Annotated in this window: 26 protein-coding genes and 3 rRNA genes; 14 read left to right on the forward strand and 15 right to left on the reverse strand. The window is 45.1% G+C overall.

From position 1 onward, the window contains the following. Positions 1 to 50: 50 nt before the first annotated feature. From QUB39_RS02010 to QUB39_RS02030, 5 genes are all read right to left on the reverse strand, one after another. The gene (locus QUB39_RS02010) at positions 51 to 437 is read right to left on the reverse strand and encodes a DUF1257 domain-containing protein (protein WP_333051955.1); all 387 of its coding nucleotides are present in this window, start codon (positions 435 to 437) and stop codon (positions 51 to 53) included. Positions 438 to 477: 40 nt separating this feature from the next. Further along, on the reverse strand, positions 478 to 687 hold the full coding sequence (locus QUB39_RS02015) for a DUF2997 domain-containing protein (protein ID WP_015176940.1): 210 nt from the start codon (positions 685 to 687) through the stop codon (positions 478 to 480). A 364-nt stretch (positions 688 to 1,051) separates the two neighbouring features. Further along, positions 1,052 to 1,924, reverse strand: coding sequence for an ABC transporter permease (locus QUB39_RS02020; protein WP_333207732.1), 873 nt, complete (start codon positions 1,922 to 1,924; stop codon positions 1,052 to 1,054). Positions 1,925 to 1,968: 44 nt separating this feature from the next. Beyond that, positions 1,969 to 2,640 (reverse strand): hypothetical protein, encoded by a 672-nt coding sequence (locus QUB39_RS02025; protein WP_333051958.1) that lies wholly within the window; start codon positions 2,638 to 2,640, stop codon positions 1,969 to 1,971. After that, positions 2,637 to 3,032, reverse strand: a complete 396-nt coding sequence (locus QUB39_RS02030) for a RusA family crossover junction endodeoxyribonuclease (protein ID WP_333051961.1) — start codon at positions 3,030 to 3,032, stop codon at positions 2,637 to 2,639. The genes QUB39_RS02025 and QUB39_RS02030 overlap by 4 nt, the downstream gene beginning before the upstream one ends. Before the next feature lie 319 nt (positions 3,033 to 3,351). Between QUB39_RS02030 and QUB39_RS02035 the strand changes: the two genes are divergently transcribed. Together QUB39_RS02035 and QUB39_RS02040 are read left to right on the forward strand one after the other, a co-directional pair. After that, on the forward strand, positions 3,352 to 4,680 hold the full coding sequence (locus tag QUB39_RS02035) for a pitrilysin family protein (RefSeq protein WP_333051964.1): 1,329 nt from the start codon (positions 3,352 to 3,354) through the stop codon (positions 4,678 to 4,680). A 616-nt stretch (positions 4,681 to 5,296) separates the two neighbouring features. Further along, entirely contained in the window at positions 5,297 to 6,325 is a 1,029-nt protein-coding gene (locus QUB39_RS02040; RefSeq protein ID WP_333051967.1) for a C39 family peptidase, read from the forward strand. Positions 6,326 to 6,373: 48 nt separating this feature from the next. On the opposite strand, the gene QUB39_RS02045 is transcribed toward QUB39_RS02040, so the two are convergent. Together QUB39_RS02045 and nadC are read right to left on the reverse strand one after the other, a co-directional pair. Beyond that, positions 6,374 to 6,496: a hypothetical protein gene (locus tag QUB39_RS02045; protein ID WP_333207733.1), complete on the reverse strand. Its 123-nt coding sequence runs from the start codon at positions 6,494 to 6,496 to the stop codon at positions 6,374 to 6,376. Positions 6,497 to 6,643: 147 nt separating this feature from the next. Next, a complete protein-coding gene (gene nadC, locus QUB39_RS02050; protein ID WP_333484988.1) occupies positions 6,644 to 7,528 on the reverse strand; it encodes a carboxylating nicotinate-nucleotide diphosphorylase in 885 nt (294 codons plus the stop codon). Between the two features lie 193 nt (positions 7,529 to 7,721). Between nadC and vapB the strand changes: the two genes are divergently transcribed. From vapB to QUB39_RS02070, 4 genes are all read left to right on the forward strand, one after another. Then, positions 7,722 to 7,949: a type II toxin-antitoxin system VapB family antitoxin gene (gene vapB, locus QUB39_RS02055; RefSeq protein ID WP_106332869.1), complete on the forward strand. Its 228-nt coding sequence runs from the start codon at positions 7,722 to 7,724 to the stop codon at positions 7,947 to 7,949. Beyond that, on the forward strand, positions 7,946 to 8,332 hold the full coding sequence (locus tag QUB39_RS02060) for a type II toxin-antitoxin system VapC family toxin (protein WP_333207735.1): 387 nt from the start codon (positions 7,946 to 7,948) through the stop codon (positions 8,330 to 8,332). The genes vapB and QUB39_RS02060 overlap by 4 nt, the downstream gene beginning before the upstream one ends. A gap of 79 nt (positions 8,333 to 8,411) precedes the next feature. After that, a complete protein-coding gene (locus tag QUB39_RS02065) occupies positions 8,412 to 8,585 on the forward strand; it encodes a hypothetical protein (protein ID WP_333207736.1) in 174 nt (57 codons plus the stop codon). Beyond that, positions 8,586 to 8,876, forward strand: a complete 291-nt coding sequence (locus tag QUB39_RS02070; RefSeq protein ID WP_333207737.1) for a hypothetical protein — start codon at positions 8,586 to 8,588, stop codon at positions 8,874 to 8,876. 121 nt (positions 8,877 to 8,997) lie between these two features. On the opposite strand, the gene QUB39_RS02075 is transcribed toward QUB39_RS02070, so the two are convergent. The 7 genes from QUB39_RS02075 to sufR all read right to left on the reverse strand — a co-directional run bounded on the left by QUB39_RS02075 (position 8,998) and on the right by sufR (position 12,357). Continuing rightward, positions 8,998 to 9,396 carry a transcriptional regulator gene (locus tag QUB39_RS02075; protein WP_333207738.1) on the reverse strand — a complete coding sequence of 133 codons (399 nt, stop codon included), beginning with the start codon at positions 9,394 to 9,396 and terminating at the stop codon, positions 8,998 to 9,000. 52 nt (positions 9,397 to 9,448) lie between these two features. Beyond that, positions 9,449 to 9,667, reverse strand: a complete 219-nt coding sequence (locus QUB39_RS02080; RefSeq protein ID WP_333207739.1) for a DUF2283 domain-containing protein — start codon at positions 9,665 to 9,667, stop codon at positions 9,449 to 9,451. A 155-nt stretch (positions 9,668 to 9,822) separates the two neighbouring features. Beyond that, a 5S ribosomal RNA gene (gene rrf / locus QUB39_RS02085) occupies positions 9,823 to 9,939 on the reverse strand. 383 nt (positions 9,940 to 10,322) lie between these two features. Beyond that, positions 10,323 to 10,439 (reverse strand): 5S ribosomal RNA (rrf, locus tag QUB39_RS02090). A 383-nt stretch (positions 10,440 to 10,822) separates the two neighbouring features. Further along, positions 10,823 to 10,939, reverse strand: a 5S ribosomal RNA gene (rrf, locus tag QUB39_RS02095). Between the two features lie 195 nt (positions 10,940 to 11,134). Further along, positions 11,135 to 11,542, reverse strand: coding sequence for a hypothetical protein (locus tag QUB39_RS02100; protein WP_333207740.1), 408 nt, complete (start codon positions 11,540 to 11,542; stop codon positions 11,135 to 11,137). Between the two features lie 107 nt (positions 11,543 to 11,649). Further along, positions 11,650 to 12,357: an iron-sulfur cluster biosynthesis transcriptional regulator SufR gene (sufR, locus tag QUB39_RS02105; protein WP_333207741.1), complete on the reverse strand. Its 708-nt coding sequence runs from the start codon at positions 12,355 to 12,357 to the stop codon at positions 11,650 to 11,652. Between the two features lie 188 nt (positions 12,358 to 12,545). Here sufR and sufB point away from each other — a divergent pair, with 188 nt between their 5' ends. The 5 genes from sufB (at position 12,546) to QUB39_RS02130 (ending at position 18,598) form a co-directional block, all read left to right on the forward strand. Next, on the forward strand, positions 12,546 to 13,988 hold the full coding sequence (sufB, locus tag QUB39_RS02110) for a Fe-S cluster assembly protein SufB (RefSeq protein WP_333207742.1): 1,443 nt from the start codon (positions 12,546 to 12,548) through the stop codon (positions 13,986 to 13,988). A 282-nt stretch (positions 13,989 to 14,270) separates the two neighbouring features. After that, positions 14,271 to 15,062: a Fe-S cluster assembly ATPase SufC gene (gene sufC, locus QUB39_RS02115; protein ID WP_333051994.1), complete on the forward strand. Its 792-nt coding sequence runs from the start codon at positions 14,271 to 14,273 to the stop codon at positions 15,060 to 15,062. Further along, positions 15,059 to 16,402, forward strand: coding sequence for a Fe-S cluster assembly protein SufD (gene sufD / locus QUB39_RS02120; RefSeq protein WP_333207743.1), 1,344 nt, complete (start codon positions 15,059 to 15,061; stop codon positions 16,400 to 16,402). The genes sufC and sufD overlap by 4 nt, the downstream gene beginning before the upstream one ends. 166 nt (positions 16,403 to 16,568) lie before the next feature. Further along, positions 16,569 to 17,831: a SufS family cysteine desulfurase gene (locus QUB39_RS02125; RefSeq protein ID WP_333052000.1), complete on the forward strand. Its 1,263-nt coding sequence runs from the start codon at positions 16,569 to 16,571 to the stop codon at positions 17,829 to 17,831. Between the two features lie 134 nt (positions 17,832 to 17,965). Continuing rightward, positions 17,966 to 18,598 (forward strand): Uma2 family endonuclease, encoded by a 633-nt coding sequence (locus QUB39_RS02130; RefSeq protein WP_333052003.1) that lies wholly within the window; start codon positions 17,966 to 17,968, stop codon positions 18,596 to 18,598. Between the two features lie 97 nt (positions 18,599 to 18,695). On the opposite strand, the gene QUB39_RS02135 is transcribed toward QUB39_RS02130, so the two are convergent. Then, entirely contained in the window at positions 18,696 to 19,520 is an 825-nt protein-coding gene (locus QUB39_RS02135) for an NAD-dependent epimerase/dehydratase family protein (RefSeq protein ID WP_333207744.1), read from the reverse strand. A 79-nt stretch (positions 19,521 to 19,599) separates the two neighbouring features. Between QUB39_RS02135 and QUB39_RS02140 the strand changes: the two genes are divergently transcribed. The 3 genes from QUB39_RS02140 (at position 19,600) to QUB39_RS02150 (ending at position 21,834) form a co-directional block, all read left to right on the forward strand. Continuing rightward, positions 19,600 to 20,049 (forward strand): hypothetical protein, encoded by a 450-nt coding sequence (locus tag QUB39_RS02140; protein WP_333207745.1) that lies wholly within the window; start codon positions 19,600 to 19,602, stop codon positions 20,047 to 20,049. An 83-nt stretch (positions 20,050 to 20,132) separates the two neighbouring features. After that, positions 20,133 to 21,320, forward strand: a complete 1,188-nt coding sequence (locus tag QUB39_RS02145; protein ID WP_333052010.1) for an RNA-guided endonuclease TnpB family protein — start codon at positions 20,133 to 20,135, stop codon at positions 21,318 to 21,320. Positions 21,321 to 21,369: 49 nt separating this feature from the next. Next, positions 21,370 to 21,834 carry a YkvA family protein gene (locus QUB39_RS02150; protein WP_333052012.1) on the forward strand — a complete coding sequence of 155 codons (465 nt, stop codon included), beginning with the start codon at positions 21,370 to 21,372 and terminating at the stop codon, positions 21,832 to 21,834. Positions 21,835 to 21,925 lie beyond the last annotated feature (91 nt).

Here is a 21,925-nt window from a genome sequence, read left to right on the forward strand (position 1 = left end):
CGCGCAGGCGGACTTTGATGAAACAAGATTGCAAAAATCTCGAAAAATTATTAAGCGCACCAGCGTTGCACCACCAAGCGGAGCGAACCGTCTTGATTTTGCTTTTGCTCAGAAATTTGGAAACCCTGCTTAGCGCTTTCATTCACCACAGTATGGTAAGCGTAGCGCTGAGTCACCTTATTGAGAAAACGGTCTACAGACCAAGCTTGCTGCCAAAACTGCAAGTCAGCCACCAATTCATACTCAGTCCCGTTCCAGCTAAAACCTACGTCGTAGCCGTTTGTTTGCTCAATCACGACCTCAGCGGTGCTGGTTAGGCCGCGATAGCCACGCACCTCAGTCGGGCCAGACTTCCAGTCAATACCCAAGTCAGTTAAAGCAGCTTCCAAAGAATTCAAATTGCGGATCTGGGTCTTAATTTGGCTAAAGTGTGACATGGTGATTCCAAAAAAATTTAAGTGAACTCAACAAAAAAAATTACCAATCGCTAAAAGCCACTTGGGCCGTCGCTTCGGCTGACTGATGCAGCGCTTGCGTGAAATATTCAGATGTTGACTCTTGGTGAAGCACCACGCCGAGCTGAGCTTCAATTGCAGCCGTTACCTCAGCACAGGAAGCACCGACAATGCCGGTGACTGTTTCCTGTACGCGGCCATCTGGATAGATCACAAACTCTAGTGTTTCCATAATGCGGGCTGACTGAATAGGAATATTGAGAACAGACACCGACACCAGCAAGCCAGGGACGATGCCTCCTGAAGTAGCTTCTTGAGAGTTGGCTGACTGACAAAGCGCTATATCAATTTTGACTAATTGATAGGTTTTGAGTCACAACTTAACAGAAGTTATTAATATGTAGAAGCAATACATCAGTTGTATGTAAAGTTTCGCGTAGATCGTGACAGCAGTCAAGTCGGTCGATTTTAGATTTGAGATTTTAGATTTTAGAGGGAGGAGGAAGGAAGAGGGGATGAACCGCAGAGGGCGCAGAGGGCGCAGAGGGCAGAAGGCAGAAGGTAAAAGGCAGAAGTATAAATTCCCCACTTCCCCTCTAATTCCCTCTGGGGTCTAAAACGTCTCGCAGGCCATCTCCCAAAAGGTTGAAACCAAGAACAGTCAAGGTAATCAGCAAACCTGGAAACACGATCGTCCAAGGAGAAGAAAGAGCGTATCCGCCCTTAAAAGCATCAGAAAGCATTGTCCCCAACTCAGGAACCGGCGGCTGTGCGCCCAAACCCAAAAAACCTAAACCGGCAGATTCTAGTGTCGCCGTACCAGTCGAAAGAGTTGCTTGTACAACTAGAGGCGCGAGACTTCCCGGCAAAATGTGGCGAAAAATAATCCGCAAGTCGCTGGCGCCCAAGGCTTTGACAGCCAAAACAAATTCTTGTTCCCGCAGAGACAGCACCATACTGCGAGTTAAGCGGATGTAAATTGGAATTTGCACGAGGCTGACGGCGATAATTACGCTTTGCAGGCTCGGCCCGGTGACGGTAACAACGCCGATCGCCAGTAAAATCGAAGGAAAAGCTAACAAAATATCCGCCAAAGTGCCGATCGCCATTTCCAGCAACCCCCGAAAATACCCGGCCACCAGCCCCAAAAGCGCTCCCACAATTAAACCCGCACCCACAGAAACCAGGCTGACGAGTAAAGATATCCCCAATCCGTGCCACACCCGCACCAACAAATCTCGCCCCAAACTGTCGGTGCCAAACCAATGTTTAGCGCTAGGAGCCACTAAGCGCGACAAATAATCTCGATCGACCGCCGGATCGTAAGGGGAAAGTAGGGTGGCCAACAGTGCCGCGATCGTCAGCGCTACAGTCAAAATTAAGCCGATTTTCCCCGAAGTCGATCGCCAAAATCGTTGAAAAGCCGGCTGTGGAAATATTAAGTTTTTATGCAATTTTAGATTTTCCATCGAATGCTGTCACAAAAAAAACTCAGGACTTATTGCCAAACCTTTCAGGACTGAGATGCCTGTGGTGCCCATAAACTGATTAATTCATTGACAAGGGCGAGCAATTCAGATACAGACTCATTGGCTTCGGGCGCTTCAAATCCATGAATAAATCGGTTTCTTACGCTTAAAAGTAGCATGGCTCGATCGTACTCTTCGATTGAAAGTTCTCCTTGGGAATACATATGTTTGATCAGAGATACAGTTGGAAATCTTTCAATGGGAATAGTAACTTCCTCAGCTCGTTTACGCAGGAGTGCTTCAATTGTTCCCCAAAGTGATAAAAACGCGCCTTCATTTTCTCCTAATGAAATTAGACGTTCACCCTGTGTTTTTCTACTAAAAATCTGTTGCCAAGATAATAGATTTACTTCCTTGGCGTTCTCTTTCAGTAAAGCATCTTCTTCAGTAATCAATAAAAAACGCCAGCCTATATTTTCAGAAACAATTTCAGCAATTTCTTTCAACCTGTCTATGGATGTTTGTCTGGCAGAACGTTTGAATTCGATTATGTAACCTTCGGCTTCGTTCTTTTTTACAATCAAATTTGGACGATATGTCCCTAAATCGAAAGGGATGTCTTCTGGTTCAGGGTCAACCAATACTGTATAGCCTTCTTGTCGGTATTTTTCGGCAATTTGAGATACGGATTTGTCGTGTATTAATTTAGCGGTCATAGATAACTCTCTAATGCTTTTGCTGAATTTATTCTAACGTAAACGCACTCACTGCCAGATATTATGCCACGGACCAACAATGACGGACATAAAGCAACGTCAAACGTGTCACTAAGCGAGCGACGATGCGACTCCACATCTGTGACAAGTGAATCATCCTCATAAACTAACCCAATTAGTGCATCCTGTATGGGCTTTATGATATTGTCAGTGTCAACTGGGTCAGCATCATAAAGGTATACTAAAGTTAAATGAACGTTTCCTGAATAAGGAGTTACTACCCAAGTTTTTGACGCTTCTGTACGCACAAATGCTTGCCAATCCTGTAGCTTGCTTCTCTGCCTCGTTTGCAAAGATACAGGGCGTTTTGGAATCAGAAACTCAAATTGCATTTGCAACTCCGAAAATTGAATGCGAAAAGAAGGGATTAAAGGCTAAATTCAAACTAGACTATAACTTGCAACTTTTAACAAATCAACTTTTGTTTTGTCGATCGCACAGATTTCTCATAACCCTCACGCCCTCAGCGCTCTCGCATTTCGCGTGAAGCGAAGCTATCCCGTTCGCGAAGCGTTCCCGAAGGGTAGGGAATCGCCCCCGACAACATCCCCAGCAACCATCAGCCGTGGGATCAATCTAAAATCTAAAATCTAAAATCTAAAATCGGATGACCCTTTAAGATATAAAGAACAAGATAAATTTAAAAGCACAATGACATCCACCCTACTCAAAACCTCCGCTCGATCGCCCCTCAACGCCCCAACAGTCCGCCATTTCCCCAACGGCCTCACAGTTATAGCCGAACACTTGCCGGTCGATGCTGTTAACCTCAGTGTGTGGCTCAATTTAGGCTCAGCCGTCGAACCAGACGACATTAACGGCATGGCTCACTTTTTAGAACACATGATTTTTAAGGGAACTCCCAGCATTCCCAGTGGCGAATTTGAGCGCGCGATCGAGCAACGCGGCGCTGTCACCAATGCTGCCACCAGCCAAGATTACACTAACTATTACATCACCACAGCTCCTAAAGATTTTGCCGAACTAGCTCCTCTGCAAGTCGATGTGTTGCTCAACGCCAGCATTCCCGACGACGCCTTCGATCGCGAACGGCTGGTAGTCTTAGAAGAAATTAGACGATCGGAAGACAATCCTCGCCGCCGCACCTATCAGCGATCGATGGAATTAGCCTTTGAAGTCCTGCCCTACAAGCGACCGGTACTCGGCCCGACTGCGGTAATCGAACAGTTGACAGCGCAACAAATGCGGGATTTCCACAGCAGCAGATATCACCCAGGGGCCATGACAGCCGTAGCTGTCGGCAATTTGCCAGTCGAGCAACTAATAGAAATTGTCGCAGACAGTTTTGCAGCAAAAAGTACAGCACAACACAACAAAATAAATGTGCCTGCTGTGGGCAACTTTCACCCCGAAGCCCAAATCCTGAACTACGGTCAAGAATCGCCATTTACAGAAACAGTCCGCCGCGAATTTGTAGACTCTTCCCTTCAGCAAGCCCGACTGATCGTGATGTGGCGAGTGCCAGGTTTCATGGAAATGTCCGAAACTTATGCCCTCGACGTTTTGGCGACAATTTTGGGACACGGCCGCACAACTCGCTTGGTTCAGGATTTGCGCGAAGAAAAAGGGCTAGTTTCGTCAATTTCGGTCAGCAACATGACTCAGCGACTCGGCGGTGTATTCTCAATTTCCGCTCAACTACCGACAGAAAACTTGGCAGCAGTGGAAGCTGCGATCGTCCAACACATCCGCACTCTCCAAACCGAACTGGTGACAGATGCCGAAATTTCCCGCATTCGCACCCAAGTAGCCAATCGGTTTATCTTTGGTAACGAAACTCCGAGCGATCGAGCAAGTTTGTACGGTTACTATCAGTCGATGGTAGGAGATATCGCTCCCGCCCTCAACTATGCCGCCTGCATCCAAGCTCAGACTGCCGAGGATCTCCGAGAAGCCGCTGTCAAATATCTGTCTCCCGACGCAATGGGTGTTGTGGTAATTCGCCCAGACGAAGCATAAATCTGACTTCGCCTCAACAGGGCAATTCTGCTATCCTTCTGCTTTTGAGTCATCCAACAGCATTCGGAATTCGGCAGAAACAATGTCAACGCGCACGAGGGATTTTTAGTCAATAGTGCGTGAAATTCGATCGGCTCTCGCCTTGAAGGTTTTGTATCCAATAATTAGTATGAAGCCTTTAAGGTACGGGCGATCGGCAAAATTACCGTAATTTTATGAGACGATAAACTGGGAATTATTGACGAGCCAGCAATTTAGTCTAGGAAAACCGGGTTTATTGGCGATCGTAATTCTAAAATCTAAAATTTAAAATCTAAAATTTAAAATCGATTGAGCGACAAAATTACCGTAATTTTATGAGACGATAAACTGGGAATTATTGACAATCAAGCAATTTAGTCTAGGGAAACCGGATTTATCGGCGATCGTAATTCTAAAATCTAAAATCTAAAATCGATCGATCGGTAAAATCACCGTAATTTTATGAGACGATAAACAGGGAATTATTGACAATCAAGCAATTTAGTCTGGGGCCACCTGATTTATCTGCGGTCGTAATTGTCAAATCTAAAATCTAAAATCTAAAATCTAAAATCGACTGACAGGGCACGCAAGCATGAAATTACAAAACTTTCTCAACTCAAACATTAGGTACGATGCCAAAGCAATCGCTGCAGACGACGAACTCAGTGGCCAAATTCAAAGTCGCCTCATTGACCTAGGTTTACTGAAACCTCCCGTAGACGGAATTTTTGGCCCTCTCTCTACCGCCACCCTCCACCGATTTCAAACTCTGATGAAGTGCGGCGAAGCGGGTTTTTTGGGAGCAGTCACAGCCAAAAAGCTGATCGAAACCAAACCAGAGGACATTCCCACACAGCCCCTGATCCTGAAAACGCTCAGAGACACCATTTTTAAATCAAAACCGGTCGCGTCTTCTCAACTTCAGGACTCAGAAAAACAAGTAATACCAGCCGGAAAAGAGTTGGAGATCCTGGCTTTTGCTCCGGCTCGCTGTCACATCAGAGTTGCTCTCCGCAACGAGTCTTTCAAAGGTTCAGGGGTTTGGTATGTTTTCGGAGGGCACGCTCAAATTACTCAAGACAGCATTCTACTTTTTCCGAAACCTAATCCCCCAACTGTCAGGCTTGGCATTCCTTATCTATCGCAAATGGATAACTTGAATAATCCTACAGGTTCTTGCAATGTAACTTCATTAGCGATGTGTCTGGACTTTTTGAAGGTGCCACGGCGCAAACAAACCGGGCAATATGAAGACGAACTTTACGAATATGCGATCGCCAAAGGTTACAGTCGTTGGGATCCCTACGATTTAGCAAAAATTGTTAGAGATTACGGCGCTCAAGATTTCTTTACCGAGAATGCAACTATTGATGACGTTCAAGATTGGCTAGCCAGCGGAAATCCCGCTGTCATCCACGGATACTTCACGTCTTTCGGTCACATTATAGTTGTCGCAGGCTACGACAGCGAGGGATTCTTCGTTCACGATCCCTATGGCGAGTGGTTCCGAACTGGCTACGATACAAGTGTCAGCGGTGCTTACTTGCACTATACTTACCGTTTAATCCGCAGCCTCTGTATACCTGACGGGCATTTTTGGGTTCATTTTATCTCGAAGTAGTAATTTGTTATTAGTTAGTGGTTGTTGGTTATTGGTTATTGGTAATAACTAACCAATAGTTGACAGTTGACTCTCAGCAAGGTCGGACACGGCATTGCCCATTGGTATCAACTTCAGCCGAAATATCGATCGGGCCCCAAATACCGCCAGGGGTTTAAACCCCTGGCTCATAGCGAAAGTCCTCTAAAAGAGGACTGAATAATTCATTAGAATTCTCCCGAAATTAGATTTTAGCTTAGGCTTGACTTGGGTTTCAAGTTCTTTTTTGGAGATGTCTATTAGTCCTCTTTTAGAGGACTTCAGCTTTGAGGCAGGGGTTTAAACCCCTGCCGGACTGCGGGTATTACTATTAATTTTCATACTCAAATCCAGCCAAGTCGATCGCGTAATCGGAGCACTGGTAGAAATATAGTCAACTCCGGTTTCCGCTACACTTCTAATTGTTTCTAAGGTAACATTGCCGGAAGCTTCAATTTTTACCCGATCGCTCTTTTCGCGAATAATGGCCACAGCCTGCCGCATCAAATCAAAGGACATATTATCTAACATGATAATATCAGCTTTGTGCTGCAAAGCTGTCTCTACTTCGGCGAGAGTTTCGGTTTCGACTTCGATCGTCAGCGGATAGGGGATAGAATTGCGAATTAGGGCGATCGCCTCTGCAATTCCTCCAGCCGCCGCAATGTGATTGTCTTTAATCATCACGGCGTCATCTAATCCCATCCGGTGATTACAAGCACCGCCGACTTGAGTTGCGTATTTTTCCAACAATCTCAATCCGGGCGTTGTCTTGCGAGTATCCACTAATTGCACGGGCAAATCGGCAATTTTGTCAACATATTTCTGAGTTAAAGTAGCGATGCCGCTCAAACGCATTGCCAAGTTTAATGCTACTCTTTCTCCGGTTAGCAGCGCATCGAAATTGCCGGAAATATCGGCAATTACTTCTCCTTTTTCGCACAGTTTCCCTTCTGGTACTTGGGGGATGAAACTGAGGCTGCTGTCTAAAAGTTTAAATGTGCGATCGGCAATTGGCAATCCAGCAATGACTCCAGCTTCTTTGACAATCCATTTAGCCGTACCCTGGATGCTGTTTGCGGGAAATAAGGCCGATGTTGTGCGATCGCCCCTACCGATATCTTCTAGTAGCCAGTTGTGCAATAGGGAGTCTAAAACTATCCAAGGCGGTAATATTGCTGTCATGTTTTTGTTGGTTGTTATATCAAGATGATATCTACTAGGAAGAATAGTCGATCGGGTAATTTTAAGCAAGTTGCACAATTATGATGGTGTTAGTGCGATTTTGGGCGATCGGGCTAGATAATGGGCTCTTCTGTTGCTGACATTGGGTTTTGGTGTTTTAATGGAGTAGAAAGGGCGATCGCGAGAAGAAACCATGATACAGCCAGTCATTTTAGAAAAATTAGCAGAACTCCCTGAGTCTCTTCAGACAGAAGTGCTTCATTATATTGAGTTTTTGATCGAAAAGCAGGCTAAAAACTCAACTCAAGAAAAGCCGACAAAGAAGCGTCGAGTTGCCGGAACAATGAAAGGAATGTTTGTTCTACCGCTACCTGATGACTTTGATGAGCCGCTTGAGGATATGAAGGAATACATGGAATGAATAGATTACTATTAGATACTCATGCTTTGATCTGGTTTGTATCCAATGATCCAAATCTGCCAGTGTCAACTAGAGACAAGATTGAATCTGCCGACGATGTTTTCTTGAGCATTGCAAGTCTTTGGGAGATGGCAATAAAGCTCAATATTGGAAAACTCCCCTTACAGGGCAATTTTGAAGATATTGAACCTCAGCTCAGTGCTGCGGGTATAACGATTCTTCCTATTACATTTGCCGATACTGTTCAATTCCGTTATTTACCCCTGCATCATCGAGATCCTTTCGATCGCATTCTGGTGGCACAGGCGATTAATCATTCCCTTGTTTTGATTAGTTGCGATGTGGCTTTTGACGCCTATGACCTTCAGCGGATATGGTCATAGGTGTGGCGGGTATCATGTTGACGAAGTTGGGTGTAAGTGTTTTAATAGGATGAATCCGTTTACTTAGGAGAAAGTTAGAATGTCATTCGCTGATGAGATGCGTCGCAAGAGTTTGGAAGCCCAAACCATTGCTGCTGAAAAAGCGCGAGCAGAAAAAGAAAAAGCGCTTGAATTAGAAAAGTCGAAACGCAACAACTGCATCCCCAATCTGAAGAAGGATATTCAGGAGGCAGCAAGCAAGGGATTACGCTAAGTGATTATTAAACGTTTCTTCTTCCGTAATCCTGCCCGCAGCAATAGTGGAATTTTCACAACTAAAGAGGAACTTAAAACGGAATTTGAAAATTTGGAATTGAACTCATTCTTGGAGTACTCATCAAAAGTTAGTGAGTCGAACAGAGTTGATGAGTGGGACAGGATGCGTATAGCCTTTATCAAATCAGAACCGGGTCTAAGCCTAACACGGGTGGTGGAAGTGCAATCAGACATGGAGAGCAGCGACCTTTGTTGGGAGACGACTGTATTTTTGAAAGTTGTGTGGTAATATACCCCAAGCGTATAAGATCAAAATATTGCGATCGCCAAATTGCAGCAACTTCCAGAATTATTTTTGCCAGAAGTCAGCGAATATCAGCCACTCCTACTCAACAAGTAGCCGATCGCCCTTAAAGAAACAAACTAATATCCACTTGGAAAAAATCAGCTAATTTTCTGGCTTCATCTATTTCGATCGCCCTTCCACTAACAAAAACTTGCTCAACCTCTGTTTCCGTTCCCAAAACAGGAATCAAATCTGATTTGTCCAAATTTCTCGCATCCATTAAATGTTGCAACATTGAAGCAGCATTTCCTGCAGGAATCGGATAATTTTCAGATTCAAATTTTTCAATCAGCGTTATCAAAAGCTCCAGAAATAGCTCTTCCTCCAGCGATCGCATAGGGCGGTGTTCCAGTTCGCAAGCGAGAGCGATCGCTGCCTCGTTTTCTGCTTCATTTGCGATCGGTTTTGGTTGATAGCGAACAAGTAAATCTGTATAAGATTTTGCATCCAAAGTACGGATCATTTTTCCACTCATCCTTACTTATATTTACACAGGTAGCGATTGATTTCCCTATTTAAGCTACAGTAAAAGCTATATTTTCTAGCACTACATTAGGTACATTTCCACTACCTAAAACCTGTGTAGCATCTAAAACTTCTATCCCTACCAATAACTCATTTTCCCCAATATTTAAAGCAATTTCGTCAGTTAACTCTAAAGTGCGACACTGATGCTTACCTTCTACAAGTCTAATGTAGAGAGCATCAATTTCGGAATCATAACTAATCTTCATAAATTTTTACCTCTTATTATTCAGTCCGCGTCGGCCGACTTCGTTTGTTTAGTAGCGGTTTCAACCGCTAAGCCATAAAGAGAATGACTAATAACTCACCAAAAAACTAAAGCCCTTTTCCGTTGTTGCGGGAAAAGAGCTTTAATTTATTATTAACCTGGCACTGAGCTATTTTACCGGGCAGTGACCCGCCGAGTATCTTCGCCATAGCAACGTTTAACAACCGAGTTCGGGATGGATCGGAGTGGTTCCATTACATCATAAGCACCAGGAAAGCTTTGAAAACTTTTAATCCTGTGTCTGCATTAAGCTTGATGCGCTGCATCTCTTTTGCTCGACTTAATTACCTTATCAAGTTTTCCCTAGTCTGTCAACCCCTTTGTCAAAACTTTTTTTCGATCGCCCGAAACCGCCCCCAATAGCCGAGCTTCTGTCGCAATTTGCCTCAAAGACCGCAAAGACGCCACCACCCTATTCGTAAAAAAGTTTTCAAAACTCGCATCAAGTTCGATCGACCACAAATCTGCTGCTGGCCCAGAATATTGAGATTTCTACAAAGAGCTCAAGACTTGCTGTGGTGTAGATGAGTAATAACTCACCAAAAAACTAAAGCCCTTTTCCGTTGTTGCGGGAAAAGAGCTTTAATTTATTATTAACCTGGCACTGAGCTATTTTACCGGGCAGTGACCCGCCGAGTATCTTCGCCATAGCAACGTTTAACAACCGAGTTCGGGATGGATCGGAGTGGTTCCATTACATCATAAGCACCAGGAAAGCTTTGAAAACTTTTAATCCTGTGTCTGCATTAAGCTTGATGCGCTGCATCTCTTTTGCTCGACTTAATTACCTTATCAAGTTTTCCCTAGGCTGTCAACCCCTTTGTCAAAACTTTTTTTCGATCGCCCGAAACCGCCCCCAATAGCCGAGCTTCTGTCGCAATTTGCCTCAAAGACCGCAAAGACGCCACCACCCTATTCGTAAAAAAGTGTTCAAAACTCGCATCAAGTTCGATCGACCCAAAATCTGTTCCTGGCCCAGAATATTGAGATTTCTACAAAGGGCGCAAGACTTGCTGTGGTGTAGATGAGTAATAACTCACCAAAAAACTAAAGCCCTTTTCCGTTGTTGCGGGAAAAGAGCTTTAATTTATTATTAACCTGGCACTGAGCTATTTTACCGGGCAGTGACCCGCCGAGTATCTTCGCCATAGCAACGTTTAACAACCGAGTTCGGGATGGATCGGAGTGGTTCCATTACATCATAAGCACCAGGAAAGCTTTTCAAACTTTTAATCCTGTGTCTGCGTTAAGTCAGATGCGCTGCATCTCTTTCGCTCGACTTAATTACTGTATCAAGTTTGCCTTTGTCTGTCAAGCCCTTTGTCAAAACTTTTTTTTATCGCCCGAAACCGCTGGAATGATCGGGGTTTGAGGCCTGGTTTGGGGGTGGGGCCGATCGACCTTTAACTCACAAATCCAAAAAAGCCGCCTCGGTTCCCTGTTCTCTGCGAATCTTCCCGTCCTTCACAAACCACGCCACGACCTGCTTAACTGTTAATTGTTCGATCGCGCTTTCAGATTCTGTCGCAATTTGCCTCAACGGCCGCAAAGACGCAATTACCAAATTCGTAAAAAAGTTTTCAAAACTCGCATCAAGTTCGATCGACCCTTTAATACTCTCATCATTCTTAATCCAATCCATCACCTGCCCATTAGTCACCTCAGCCACCGGCTTCCCAGTCTCCCCAGCAATTTGCTTGAGCACCCTCAAAGCATAAATTGCCAGCCGCGCCGAAAACTTTTCCTTCGACGACAGCAGCGCCATATCAACTTCGGCGCACTCTTCCGGCTTTAAAAAATCTGCTAGCGGTTCCATATATTAAAAATTGGTAATTGCTAATCGGTAATCGGTAATTGGTAATCCCTGACATCCGTGACATCCGTTACACTCATCCGTTGTCGAACTTCCATGCGTGACATCCCTTAAATCCCGTACATTGCCTGTTGCCGAACTTCTTCCTTCCTTCTGGCAATCAAATAACCGCAGCGGTGTTCCCCATCAATAATCCAGTGAGTCCGCTCCACAATACAATCCGGCAAAACCGCCGCAAACATTTCCAACTCATTGCCACACACACTCGGAAAAGTTTCCGCAACATTAGAAATCGCGCAGTTGTGTTCCATCAACACAAATCGATCGCCCAAACCAGCGCGATCGCCGATCCCAACCTCTACAGATTCTACAGGATAACACTCAGCCATATAACCTTCAGCCCTGCGAAGTTCCATTAGCTTAGTCACCCTCTCTTGCAGCGAACCCGCACCCACCAGCCGCCGATACTCCGTCGCCTTGCGCTGCCACTGTTTTTGCAAGATAGTAATCACTTGCTCGCGGCCGACGGTTTCCGCCAACGTATCCAGAAAAGAGACTGCAAAATCACCGTAACGATTCGGGAATCGATCGCGCCCCTGACTGGTAAGCTCATAAATGTGCTGCGGCCGCCCCATACCAGCCTGAACCGACTGATACTGAATCAGCCCCTCCGCTTCCAAATCCTTCAAGTGACGGCGAATCGCCTGCGGACTGATATCCAAAGACTCCGCCAACTCAAGAGCCGTCCCCTGCCCCCCCTTGAGCAAATATTGCAGGATGTCTTGTTTCGTGGAAGTCTGCTGAGTAGTCTCCATCATCTTCACAAAAAATTATTAATTTGACTTTGACAATATCACTATTGTTAATGTAGCTTAAAATATAGTAAAGCAACAAATCTGTTGTTTAACTTCCCAGAGCAGTCCAGCAGAACTCGCTCAAGCCCAGACAGGCATTGCCCCGTCTGCCATCCAGAGAGCATTATCTAGAACACTGAACACGCAAAATAATGAGTTCTACCACAGTCAAAACCTTAGTCAACCAGCCGTATAAATACGGTTTCGTCACCGACATCGAGTCAGACACCATCCCCCGCGGCTTGAGCGAAGATGTAGTCCGCCTGATTTCCGCCAAGAAAAACGAACCGGAATTCATGCTGCAATTCCGCCTCAAAGCATACCGGAAGTGGCTGACAATGACCGAGCCCACCTGGCCCCACGTCAACTATCCCGCGATCGACTACCAACAAATTATCTACTATTCCGCCCCCAAACAAAAGCCCAAAAAGCTCAACAGTTTGGACGAAGTAGACCCGACACTCCTAGAAACCTTCGAGAAACTAGGCATTCCCCTCTCCGAACAAAAACGGCTGGGAAATGTCGCCGTCGATGCCGTTTTCGACAGCGTTTCAATTGCCACAACATTTAGAGAAAAGTTAGCCAAAGATGGCGTTATTTTCTGTTCCATCTCAGAAGCCGTCAAAGATTATCCCGAATTAATAGAAAAATATCTCGGCAGCGTCGTACCAGTCGGCGACAACTTTTTCGCAGCCCTCAACTCCGCCGTATTCAGCGACGGTTCCTTTGTTTACATTCCCAAAGGCGTCAAATGCCCAATGGAATTGTCAACCTATTTCCGCATCAACAACGGAGATTCCGGCCAGTTCGAGCGCACCCTAATTGTTGCAGAAGAAAACAGTTCTGTGTCTTACCTAGAAGGCTGCACCGCGCCGATGTTTGACACCAATCAACTGCACGCCGCCGTAGTCGAATTGGTAACAATGGACAATGCCGATATCAAATACTCCACAGTGCAAAACTGGTACGCTGGCGATGCCAACGGCAAAGGCGGCATTTACAACTTCGTGACGAAACGGGGTTTGTGTCAAGGAGTCAATTCTAAGATTTCTTGGACACAAGTAGAAACCGGTTCAGCGATTACTTGGAAATATCCCAGTTGCGTGTTAGTCGGCGACAACTCGGTGGGCGAATTCTACTCAGTAGCGCTGACAAATAACAAGCAGCAAGCTGACACCGGCACCAAAATGATCCACGTGGGAAAAAACACTCGCAGCACGATTATTTCTAAGGGAATTTCTGCCGGAAATTCATCCAACAGCTATCGCGGCTTAGTGAAAATGGGGCCTAACTCTAAAGGCTCTCGCAATTACTCTCAGTGCGATTCCATGCTGATTGGCGACAACGCTCAAGCGAATACTTTCCCTTATATTCAAGTGCAGAACCACACTGCTAAAGTCGAACACGAAGCTTCTACTTCTAAGATTGGGGAAGAGCAATTGTTCTTCTTCGCACAGCGGGGAATTTCCGCAGAAAATGCTATTTCGATGATGATTAGCGGTTTCTGTAAAGATGTTTTCAATCAGTTACCGATGGAATTTGCGGCGGAAGCTGATAAGCTGTTGAGTCTGAAACTCGAAGGAAGTGTCGGATAATTTTCGCGGCCGATAAACCCTTCCAGGCCGAGTCCATCGGTGACAACTTAAGCTCCCCGTCCGCCAGGGAATGAATTCCCTGGCTAATAGCTAAAGTCCTCTAAAGAGGACTAATGAGTTTAAAAGTTTTCTTCTCAGTCCTCATAGCGAGGACTTTAGCTTTGAGACAGGGAATTCATTCCCTGGCGGACTATCGGTTTAACGTTAAATTGTCACCAATGGGTACAGCCTAGGAACGAGAAAAAAAACTGTAAAGTGCATTGAGGAAAAGGACAAAAATAGATGATTGTAGAAAATAGTCAAGTGGTGCTATCCGTCCGCGATTTAACTGCGAATGTGGAAGATACCCAAATCCTTAAGGGTTTAAATCTGGAAATTAAATCGGGTGAAATTCACGCGATTATGGGCCCGAACGGTTCGGGGAAAAGCACTTTATCCAAGATATTAGCGGGTCATCCTGCTTATACGGTAACGGGCGGAGAAGTTACTTTTCTGGGTCAAAATTTGCTGGAATTAGCGCCGGAAGAACGCTCTTTAGCTGGCGTGTTCTTAGCTTTCCAATATCCTTTAGAAATTCCCGGCGTTAGCAATCTGGATTTCTTGCGCGTGGCTTACAATGCTCACCGCAAACATCGCGGCTTGGAAGAATTGGATGCTTTTGATTTCCAAGATTTAATCGAGGACAAGCTGGATATTGTCAAGATGAATGATTCTTTTTTAGGCCGCAGCGTAAATGAGGGTTTTTCCGGTGGCGAGAAAAAGCGGAATGAAATTTTGCAAATGGCGCTGTTGGAACCGAAGTTAGCTATTTTGGATGAGACTGATTCGGGTTTGGATATCGATGCTCTCAAGATTGTCGCCGGCGGTGTGAATCAGTTGTCAACTGCTGAGAATTCGATGTTGGTGATTACTCACTATCAGCGGTTGCTGAATTACATTATTCCTGATTTTATTCACGTCATGGAAGCCGGTAGAATTATCTTGACTGGCCCGAAAGAGTTGGCGCTCGAATTGGAAGAGCGCGGTTATGACTGGGTTGTGGAAGAGGAAGCAGCAGGAGTGGGCGCGCGATGATGAATACGCAAGTTGCTAGTAGGGAAATGTTTTTGACTGATTTGGTGAATCAGTGCGGCAAGTTGGGCGCAGCTAATAAGGAAAGTTCTGCTTACGGGTTGCAGGATTTGCGGGATGCGGCGACTGAATACGTGCTTTCTTCGACTTTTCCGACGGTGAAGGATGAAGAATGGCGCTTTACTGATTTGTCGTCGGTGTTGCAAATTCCTTTTCATATACCCCAGAGCAATCAGTCAAAAGTTAAGCTGGCTGATATCATTATGCCAGTGAAAAACAAGGCAGATTTACCATTAAGATTGGTGTTTGTCAACGGGTTTTATGCGCCGGATTTGTCAACGGTGGAGTCGTCGGTTTTTCCGAATTTGCCGATCGACTTTTACGCAGGTAATCTATCCAATGTACCCGAAAAATATCAAGGGCGCATCAGCGATGTTTTGAGCAAGCACAGACAGCAAACCGAGGTTTTTACCGCGCTGAATACTGCGGGTTTGGCGGATTCTGCGGTGGTGTTCGTGCCGGCCAATATGTCGATCGAACTTCCGATTCACTTGCTGTTCCTGACAGCGCCCGGTGCATCTGGCACGATGTCCCAGCCGCACTGCTTGGTCATAGCTGAGCCTGGAAGCAATGTCACGCTAGTTGAGGATTACGCAACTATCGGTAATGTACCAGCGTTTACTAATGCTGTAACGGATGTTATTGTCGGCGAAAACGCCACTGTGAATCACGTTCGGCTGCAGCGGGAAGGTGGAGAAGTTGTTCATATCGGCAAAAGTGCGATCGAACAATCTCGAAATAGCCGTTATACTTGTCATGCTATCAGCTTGGGAGGCAAAATATCGCGCCACAATTTAGAAGTTTTTCAGCGCGGCGAAGCCACCGAAACAACTTTAAACGGCTTAACCGTAGCCTTTGGCGAACAGTTATCAGACACTCACAGTGTAATCGATTTCAATCACCCCCACGGTACAAGCCGCCAATTGCACAAGTGCATTATTGGCAACAAAGCTCGCGCTGTATTTAACGGCAAAGTTTTCGTTCGCAAAGCCGCCCAATTGACAGATGCCGGACAATTGAGCCGGAATTTGTTGCTGTCGCCGAGAGCTCGCGTAGATACCAAACCGCAGTTGGAAATTGTCGCCGACAACGTTAAATGTTCCCACGGTGCAACTGTCAGTCAATTAGAAGATGATGAACTTTTCTACTTGCAAAGTCGCGGTTTGGATTTAGAAAGAAGTCGCTATTTGCTAATCGATGCTTTTGCGGCGGAAATGCTCAATCAATTACCGATTCTTGGAGTGGCGAAAATGCTTTCTACCTGCGTGGCCGTCCAAGGATAACTCATAAATATGAGGACACAGAGGACACAGCAGTGCTGTGTCCCTACAACATCTTGCACCATTTTTAACAGCCTGTAGGGGCGGGTTTCACGAATAATAATTGCCTCAAACCAACAATCTCGTAAACCCGCCCCCACCCAACGACAAATCACTAACTTCAAAAAATATGACACTTATTCAAGAAAAAACACTTGCCTCAAAAGTTCGCGGCGACTTCCCAATTTTGAATGAAAAAGTTAACGGTAAACCGCTAGTTTATTTAGACAATGCAGCTACTTCTCAAAAACCCCTAGCTGTGCTCAACGCTTGGCGTGATTACTACGGACAATACAATGCAAACGTCCACCGGGGTGCTCACACTCTCAGCGCCAAAGCGACTGATGCTTACGAAGGTGCTAGAGACAAAGTTGCGGCGTTTGTAAATGCGGCGTCGCGGCAAGAAATTGTTTACACTCGCAACGCTACCGAAGCGATTAATTTGGTCGCTTATTCTTGGGGTTTGAGCAATCTGCAAGCCGGAGATGAAATTATCCTGTCGGTGATGGAACACCACAGCAATCTCGTTCCCTGGCAAATGATGGCTCAAAGAACCGGTGCGGTGCTGAAGTTTGTCGAGTTAACGGAAACTAACGAGTTTGATTTGGAACAGTTTAAAACCCTGATTTCCCATAAAACTAAATTGGTGTCAACCGTTCACGTTTCTAATACTTTGGGCTGCATCAGTCCAGTCAAAGAAATCTGCAAAATTGCCCACAGTTTCGGCGCAAGAGTTTTAATTGATGCTTGCCAAAGCGTGCCGCACATGATAGTAGATGTGCAAGCAATAGATTGCGATTGGCTGGTTGCTTCAGGTCACAAAATGTGCGCTCCGACTGGCATCGGTTTTCTCTACGGTAAGCTGGACTTGCTGAGAGAAATGCCTCCGTTTTTCGGCGGCGGTGAGATGATTGCTGACGTGTTTCTCGATTACTCCACCTATGCCGATTTGCCGCACAAATTTGAGGCCGGCACGCCTGCAATCGGAGAGGCGATCGCCCTCGGTGCAGCAATCGATTATCTTAGTAACATTGGCATGGATAAGATTCACGCTTGCGAAGCAGAATTGAATGCTTATATGTTCCAACAATTGCGGCAAATTCCCGAAATCAAAATTTACGGGCCACAACCAGACAGCAACGGTGAAGGTAGGGCTGCATTAGCGGCATTTACAGCCGGAGAAATTCACCCTCAAGACTTGTCTACCATGTTAGATCAGGAGGGAGTCGCGATTCGTTCCGGGCATCACTGCACGCAAGCTTTGCACCGCTATTTGAACGTTTCATCTACGGCGCGGGCGAGTTTGTATTTTTACAATACTCGCGAGGAGATTGATGTGTTTGTGAAAGCGTTGAAAGAGACGATCGACTTTTTTGGTGGGATTATGGGGTAAGTTAATTAGTGATTGAAATGGCTTTTTTTTGAACCGCAGATGTCGGCGGTTCAAAAAAACAACCCCCTTTTTCATAGTATCTGGGCCTGTGGTAAAATAAAACTAGAGTTTTCTCAGCTCAAGGAGATTTTGAGATGATTGCTACTACTTCAAGTTTAGCCGAACAGAGAACACTGCTAGAAAACATTAGCTGGTCAACCTTTGAAACGTTGCTCAAAGAAATAGGCGATCGCCGAGGTTATCGCATAGCTTATGATAACGGGATGTTGGAAATTATGAGTCCTTTATACGAACATGAAAATCCCAAGATTCAGTCCGATCGCTTCATTTTCATTTTAGCAGAAGAACTCGGCATTGAAATCAAAAGTGCTGGCTCAATGACTCTCAAGCAAGAACAGGCTAAAAAGGGTATAGAACCTGACAATTGTTATTATATTCAAAGTGAACCAGCAGTCAGAGGCAGGCAAGAACTAGACTTAGAAACTGCCCCACCGCCCGACTTGGCAATTGAAATAGATATTACCAGCAGTTCAATTAATAAGTCAGGAATTTACTCGGCACTTGGCGTACCCGAACTCTGGAGATATAACGGGCGAGTTTTAAAATTTTATCAGTTAGCTTCCGAGGAGTATGTTGAATGCAATTTCAGTATTGCTTTTCCCTTTTTATCATCAACAGAAATGAGTAGGTTTTTTGAGCAGACTAAAACAATGGGAGAAATTGCATTACTGAAATCATTTAGAATTTGGGTTAGGGAAAAAATCTAAAGCGGTGAATATCGCCCTTTCGTCCATCCGCGTTCATTGTGGCACGGGCGTCCCGCCTGTGAAAAAGATGCGGTTTAACAAAAGAGCGATCGCCCAACTAAAACTCCCTAATTTCAGGATAAACAAACTGATAACCCGCCGCCTTAATCTTTTGATTCGACACGCTAGCATTATAAGGCCGCACGCTAGGACTTCCATCCCAAGAAACTTTAGGCAGATTGTGAGTTTCAAAAATGCGATCGAGCAATTCGCCACTGGATAGCGACACATCCCCGACTAAATTGTAAATTCCCTGCAATCGATTTTCCAAAGCAAACGTTAACCCCCCAACAATATCATCTCGATGCACCCAATTAGTAGCATCTTCCCCCCTACCGGGACGAGTGCTCCCAGCCCAGCCTCTAAAGATTTTAACTAATTCTCGCCCTGGCCCATAAATTCCTCCCAAACGGAGAATGCAGACTTGAAGATTGGGACTAGATGCTGCTAATAAAACCTGTTCTGTTTCTGCGAGAATTTCACCGTTTGGATTAGCAGGCGCGACGGGGGATTCTTCATTTACCAATTCACCTTGGCGATCGCCATACACAGAATAAGTACCCGTATAAATAACCTGCTTGACTGTCGGTATCTGCTGTAAAACCGCTACTAAAGTTGTCGCCGTATCTAAATAACTTTCCCGATAAGCATGAGGATTTGGAGCACCTACGCACAGCATAACAGCATCTTGTTCTTGCAGTACAGCCCTCATTGCATCTTTGTCATTTCCTTTGAGCACGGCTACCCGCTGCGCGACACCCTCCAACTCAACTACTCGCGTCGCCGTGGTAGTTGTCGCCGTCACGGTACAATCAGATTTGCCACGTAAATGTTTGGCTGTCGCAGTACCCACATAGCCGCAGCCGACGATCGCAACTTTCATAAAAAATCCTCCATTGTTTCATGCTGTCTAAAATTATTGCCGGTTTCTGAAATCATGGCGCGCTGAGTTTTGTGGTAAAATGCAAAGCATCGTTATCAATCGGAGTAGCATCATGTCCGAGAGAGATATTTTTGCCACCTCCTCAGAAAGCGAACTTTTAGCTTTTTATGGTTCTTTGTTTGCGATCGCAGCCGCCGATGGTTCCGTTGATATTGACGAACTAGATTTGTTGTTTAAAACCATAAATTTAGACAAATTTTCTGACTCTGCAAAAACTCAAATCCAATCCTACACAGCCAGTCCCCCATCACTGGGCGACTGTTTGCAAACACTCAGCCATTCACAACAACCGCTGCGTTTGGGAGTCATGTATTTTTTAATTAACATTGCTGGCGCAAATAAGACGCTGCATCCTGCAGAAAGCGAGGCGATCCAATCAGCCAAAAAACTGCTAGCGGTTTCCGACTTGCAAATCCAAGCCATGCAGGAATTCATCAAGGAAAATGGGTCTGAAACCCCGTCCTTGTAGGACGGCTTTACATAGATATTTGTTAAGACGTACTATTTCACATAAGACGTGCTATTATGTAAAGCAGCACATTTAAGGTAAATATGACATTAAAAGCCTTCAGCTACCGATTCTACCCAACGCCAGAACAAGAAAGTTTGTTGCGACGTACTTTGGGTTGCGCCCGTTTAGTCTACAACCGTGCTTTAGCAGTAAGAACTGAAGCTTGGTACACAGAACAGAAACGGGTAGGGTATGCTGAGACTTCTTCAATGTTAACCGAATGGAAGAAAACTGAAGAACTAGATTTTCTTAACGAAGTTAGCTGCGTGCCATTGCAACAATGCTTGAGACATTTACAAGCGGCTTATACCAACTTTTTTGATGGACGGGCAAAATATCCTAACTTCAAAAAGAAACGCAATGGTGGTAGTGCAGAATTCACTAAGTCAGCGTTCAAATTTAGGGATGCACAAGTCTACCTAGCAAAAAGCACCCAAGCATTGCCAATTCGCTGGAGCCGGACATTACCTAATGGTGCGACACCATCAACTATTACAGTAAAGCTTGCACCATCAGGCAGGTGGTCAGTTTCTCTGCTGGTAGATGTTGAAATTGAAAAGTTACCCAAAACAGGTGATCAAGTCGGTATTGACTTGGGAATTACAAGCTTGCTTGCTTTAAGCACTGGTGAAAAGATTGCCAATCCCAAAGGATTTAAGACAAAGTATCGCAAGCTCAGAAGAGCGCAGAAAGCTTTAATCCGTAAGCAAAAGGGATCAAATAACCGTTACAAAGCACGGCTCAAAGTAGCGAAAGTGCATCAACAAATTACTGATGCAAGAAAAGACTATCTTCACAAGTTAACGACGCGGTTGGTGCGTGAAAACCAAACCATCGCCGTAGAAGACTTAGCTGTGAAGAATATGATTAAAAACCCCAAACTTGCCGCTTCTATAAGTGATGCAAGTTGGGGCGAATTGGTCAGACAACTTGACTACAAGTGTGATTGGTATGGTCGCACTTTAGTTAAGATTGACCGCTGGTTTCCGAGTTCTAAACGATGTGGAAATTGCGGACACATCGTTGACAAGTTGCCGTTGAATATTCGGGAATGGGATTGTCCTAGTTGTGGGACGCACCATGATCGTGATATCAATGCGGCGAAGAACATTTTGGCGGCAGGGCTTGCCGTTTCAGTCTGTGGAGCGACTGTAAGACCCCAACAGAGTAAATCTGTTAAGGCTGGTGCGAAACTCCCTAGGGGACAGAAGCAGAAACCTAAGTCGTGAGTCTTAGGAATCCTCGCCCTTATAGGGCGGGGTGGATGTCAACGCAGACATGAAACAAATACGGGAGGCCGCGCCCAATAAAAATCAGGTTTCAGCATCTTTCAATTCTGCTGTTTACCAGCTTAAAACTAAGGGCATTCCTCTCGATGTGATCGACCGAAGAGAAACCACAACACACCTCAGCAACCCCCAAATTAACTATTCAGATGAAAGTTTTTGGGCTAAACTTAAAAACTTTGCTTTAACCGCAGGAAGAGAAGTAGTTGAAAAAGCTTTGATTCTCTACTATACGGCTCAAAACCCAAACGTGCCTGCTTGGGCAAAAGGAGTTGTAGTTGGAGCTTTGACCTATTTTATATCTCCTGTCGATGCGATTCCCGATATATTAGTCGGCATCGGATTTACCGATGATTTAGGAGTATTGCTGGCGGCAATAGCTACTGTTTCAGTATACATTAATGCTGATACTAAAGAACAAGCAAAACAAAAAATGAAAGATTGGTTTGGCAAATAATATTAGAAGTCAGTAGTCAGTAGTCAGTAGTCAGTAGTCAGTAGTCAGTAGTCAGTAGTCAGTAGTCAGTAGTCAGTAGTCAGTAGTCAGT

It is taken from the genome of Microcoleus sp. AT8-B5, assembly GCF_036705565.1.
Lineage (GTDB): Bacteria > Cyanobacteriota > Cyanobacteriia > Cyanobacteriales > Microcoleaceae > Microcoleus.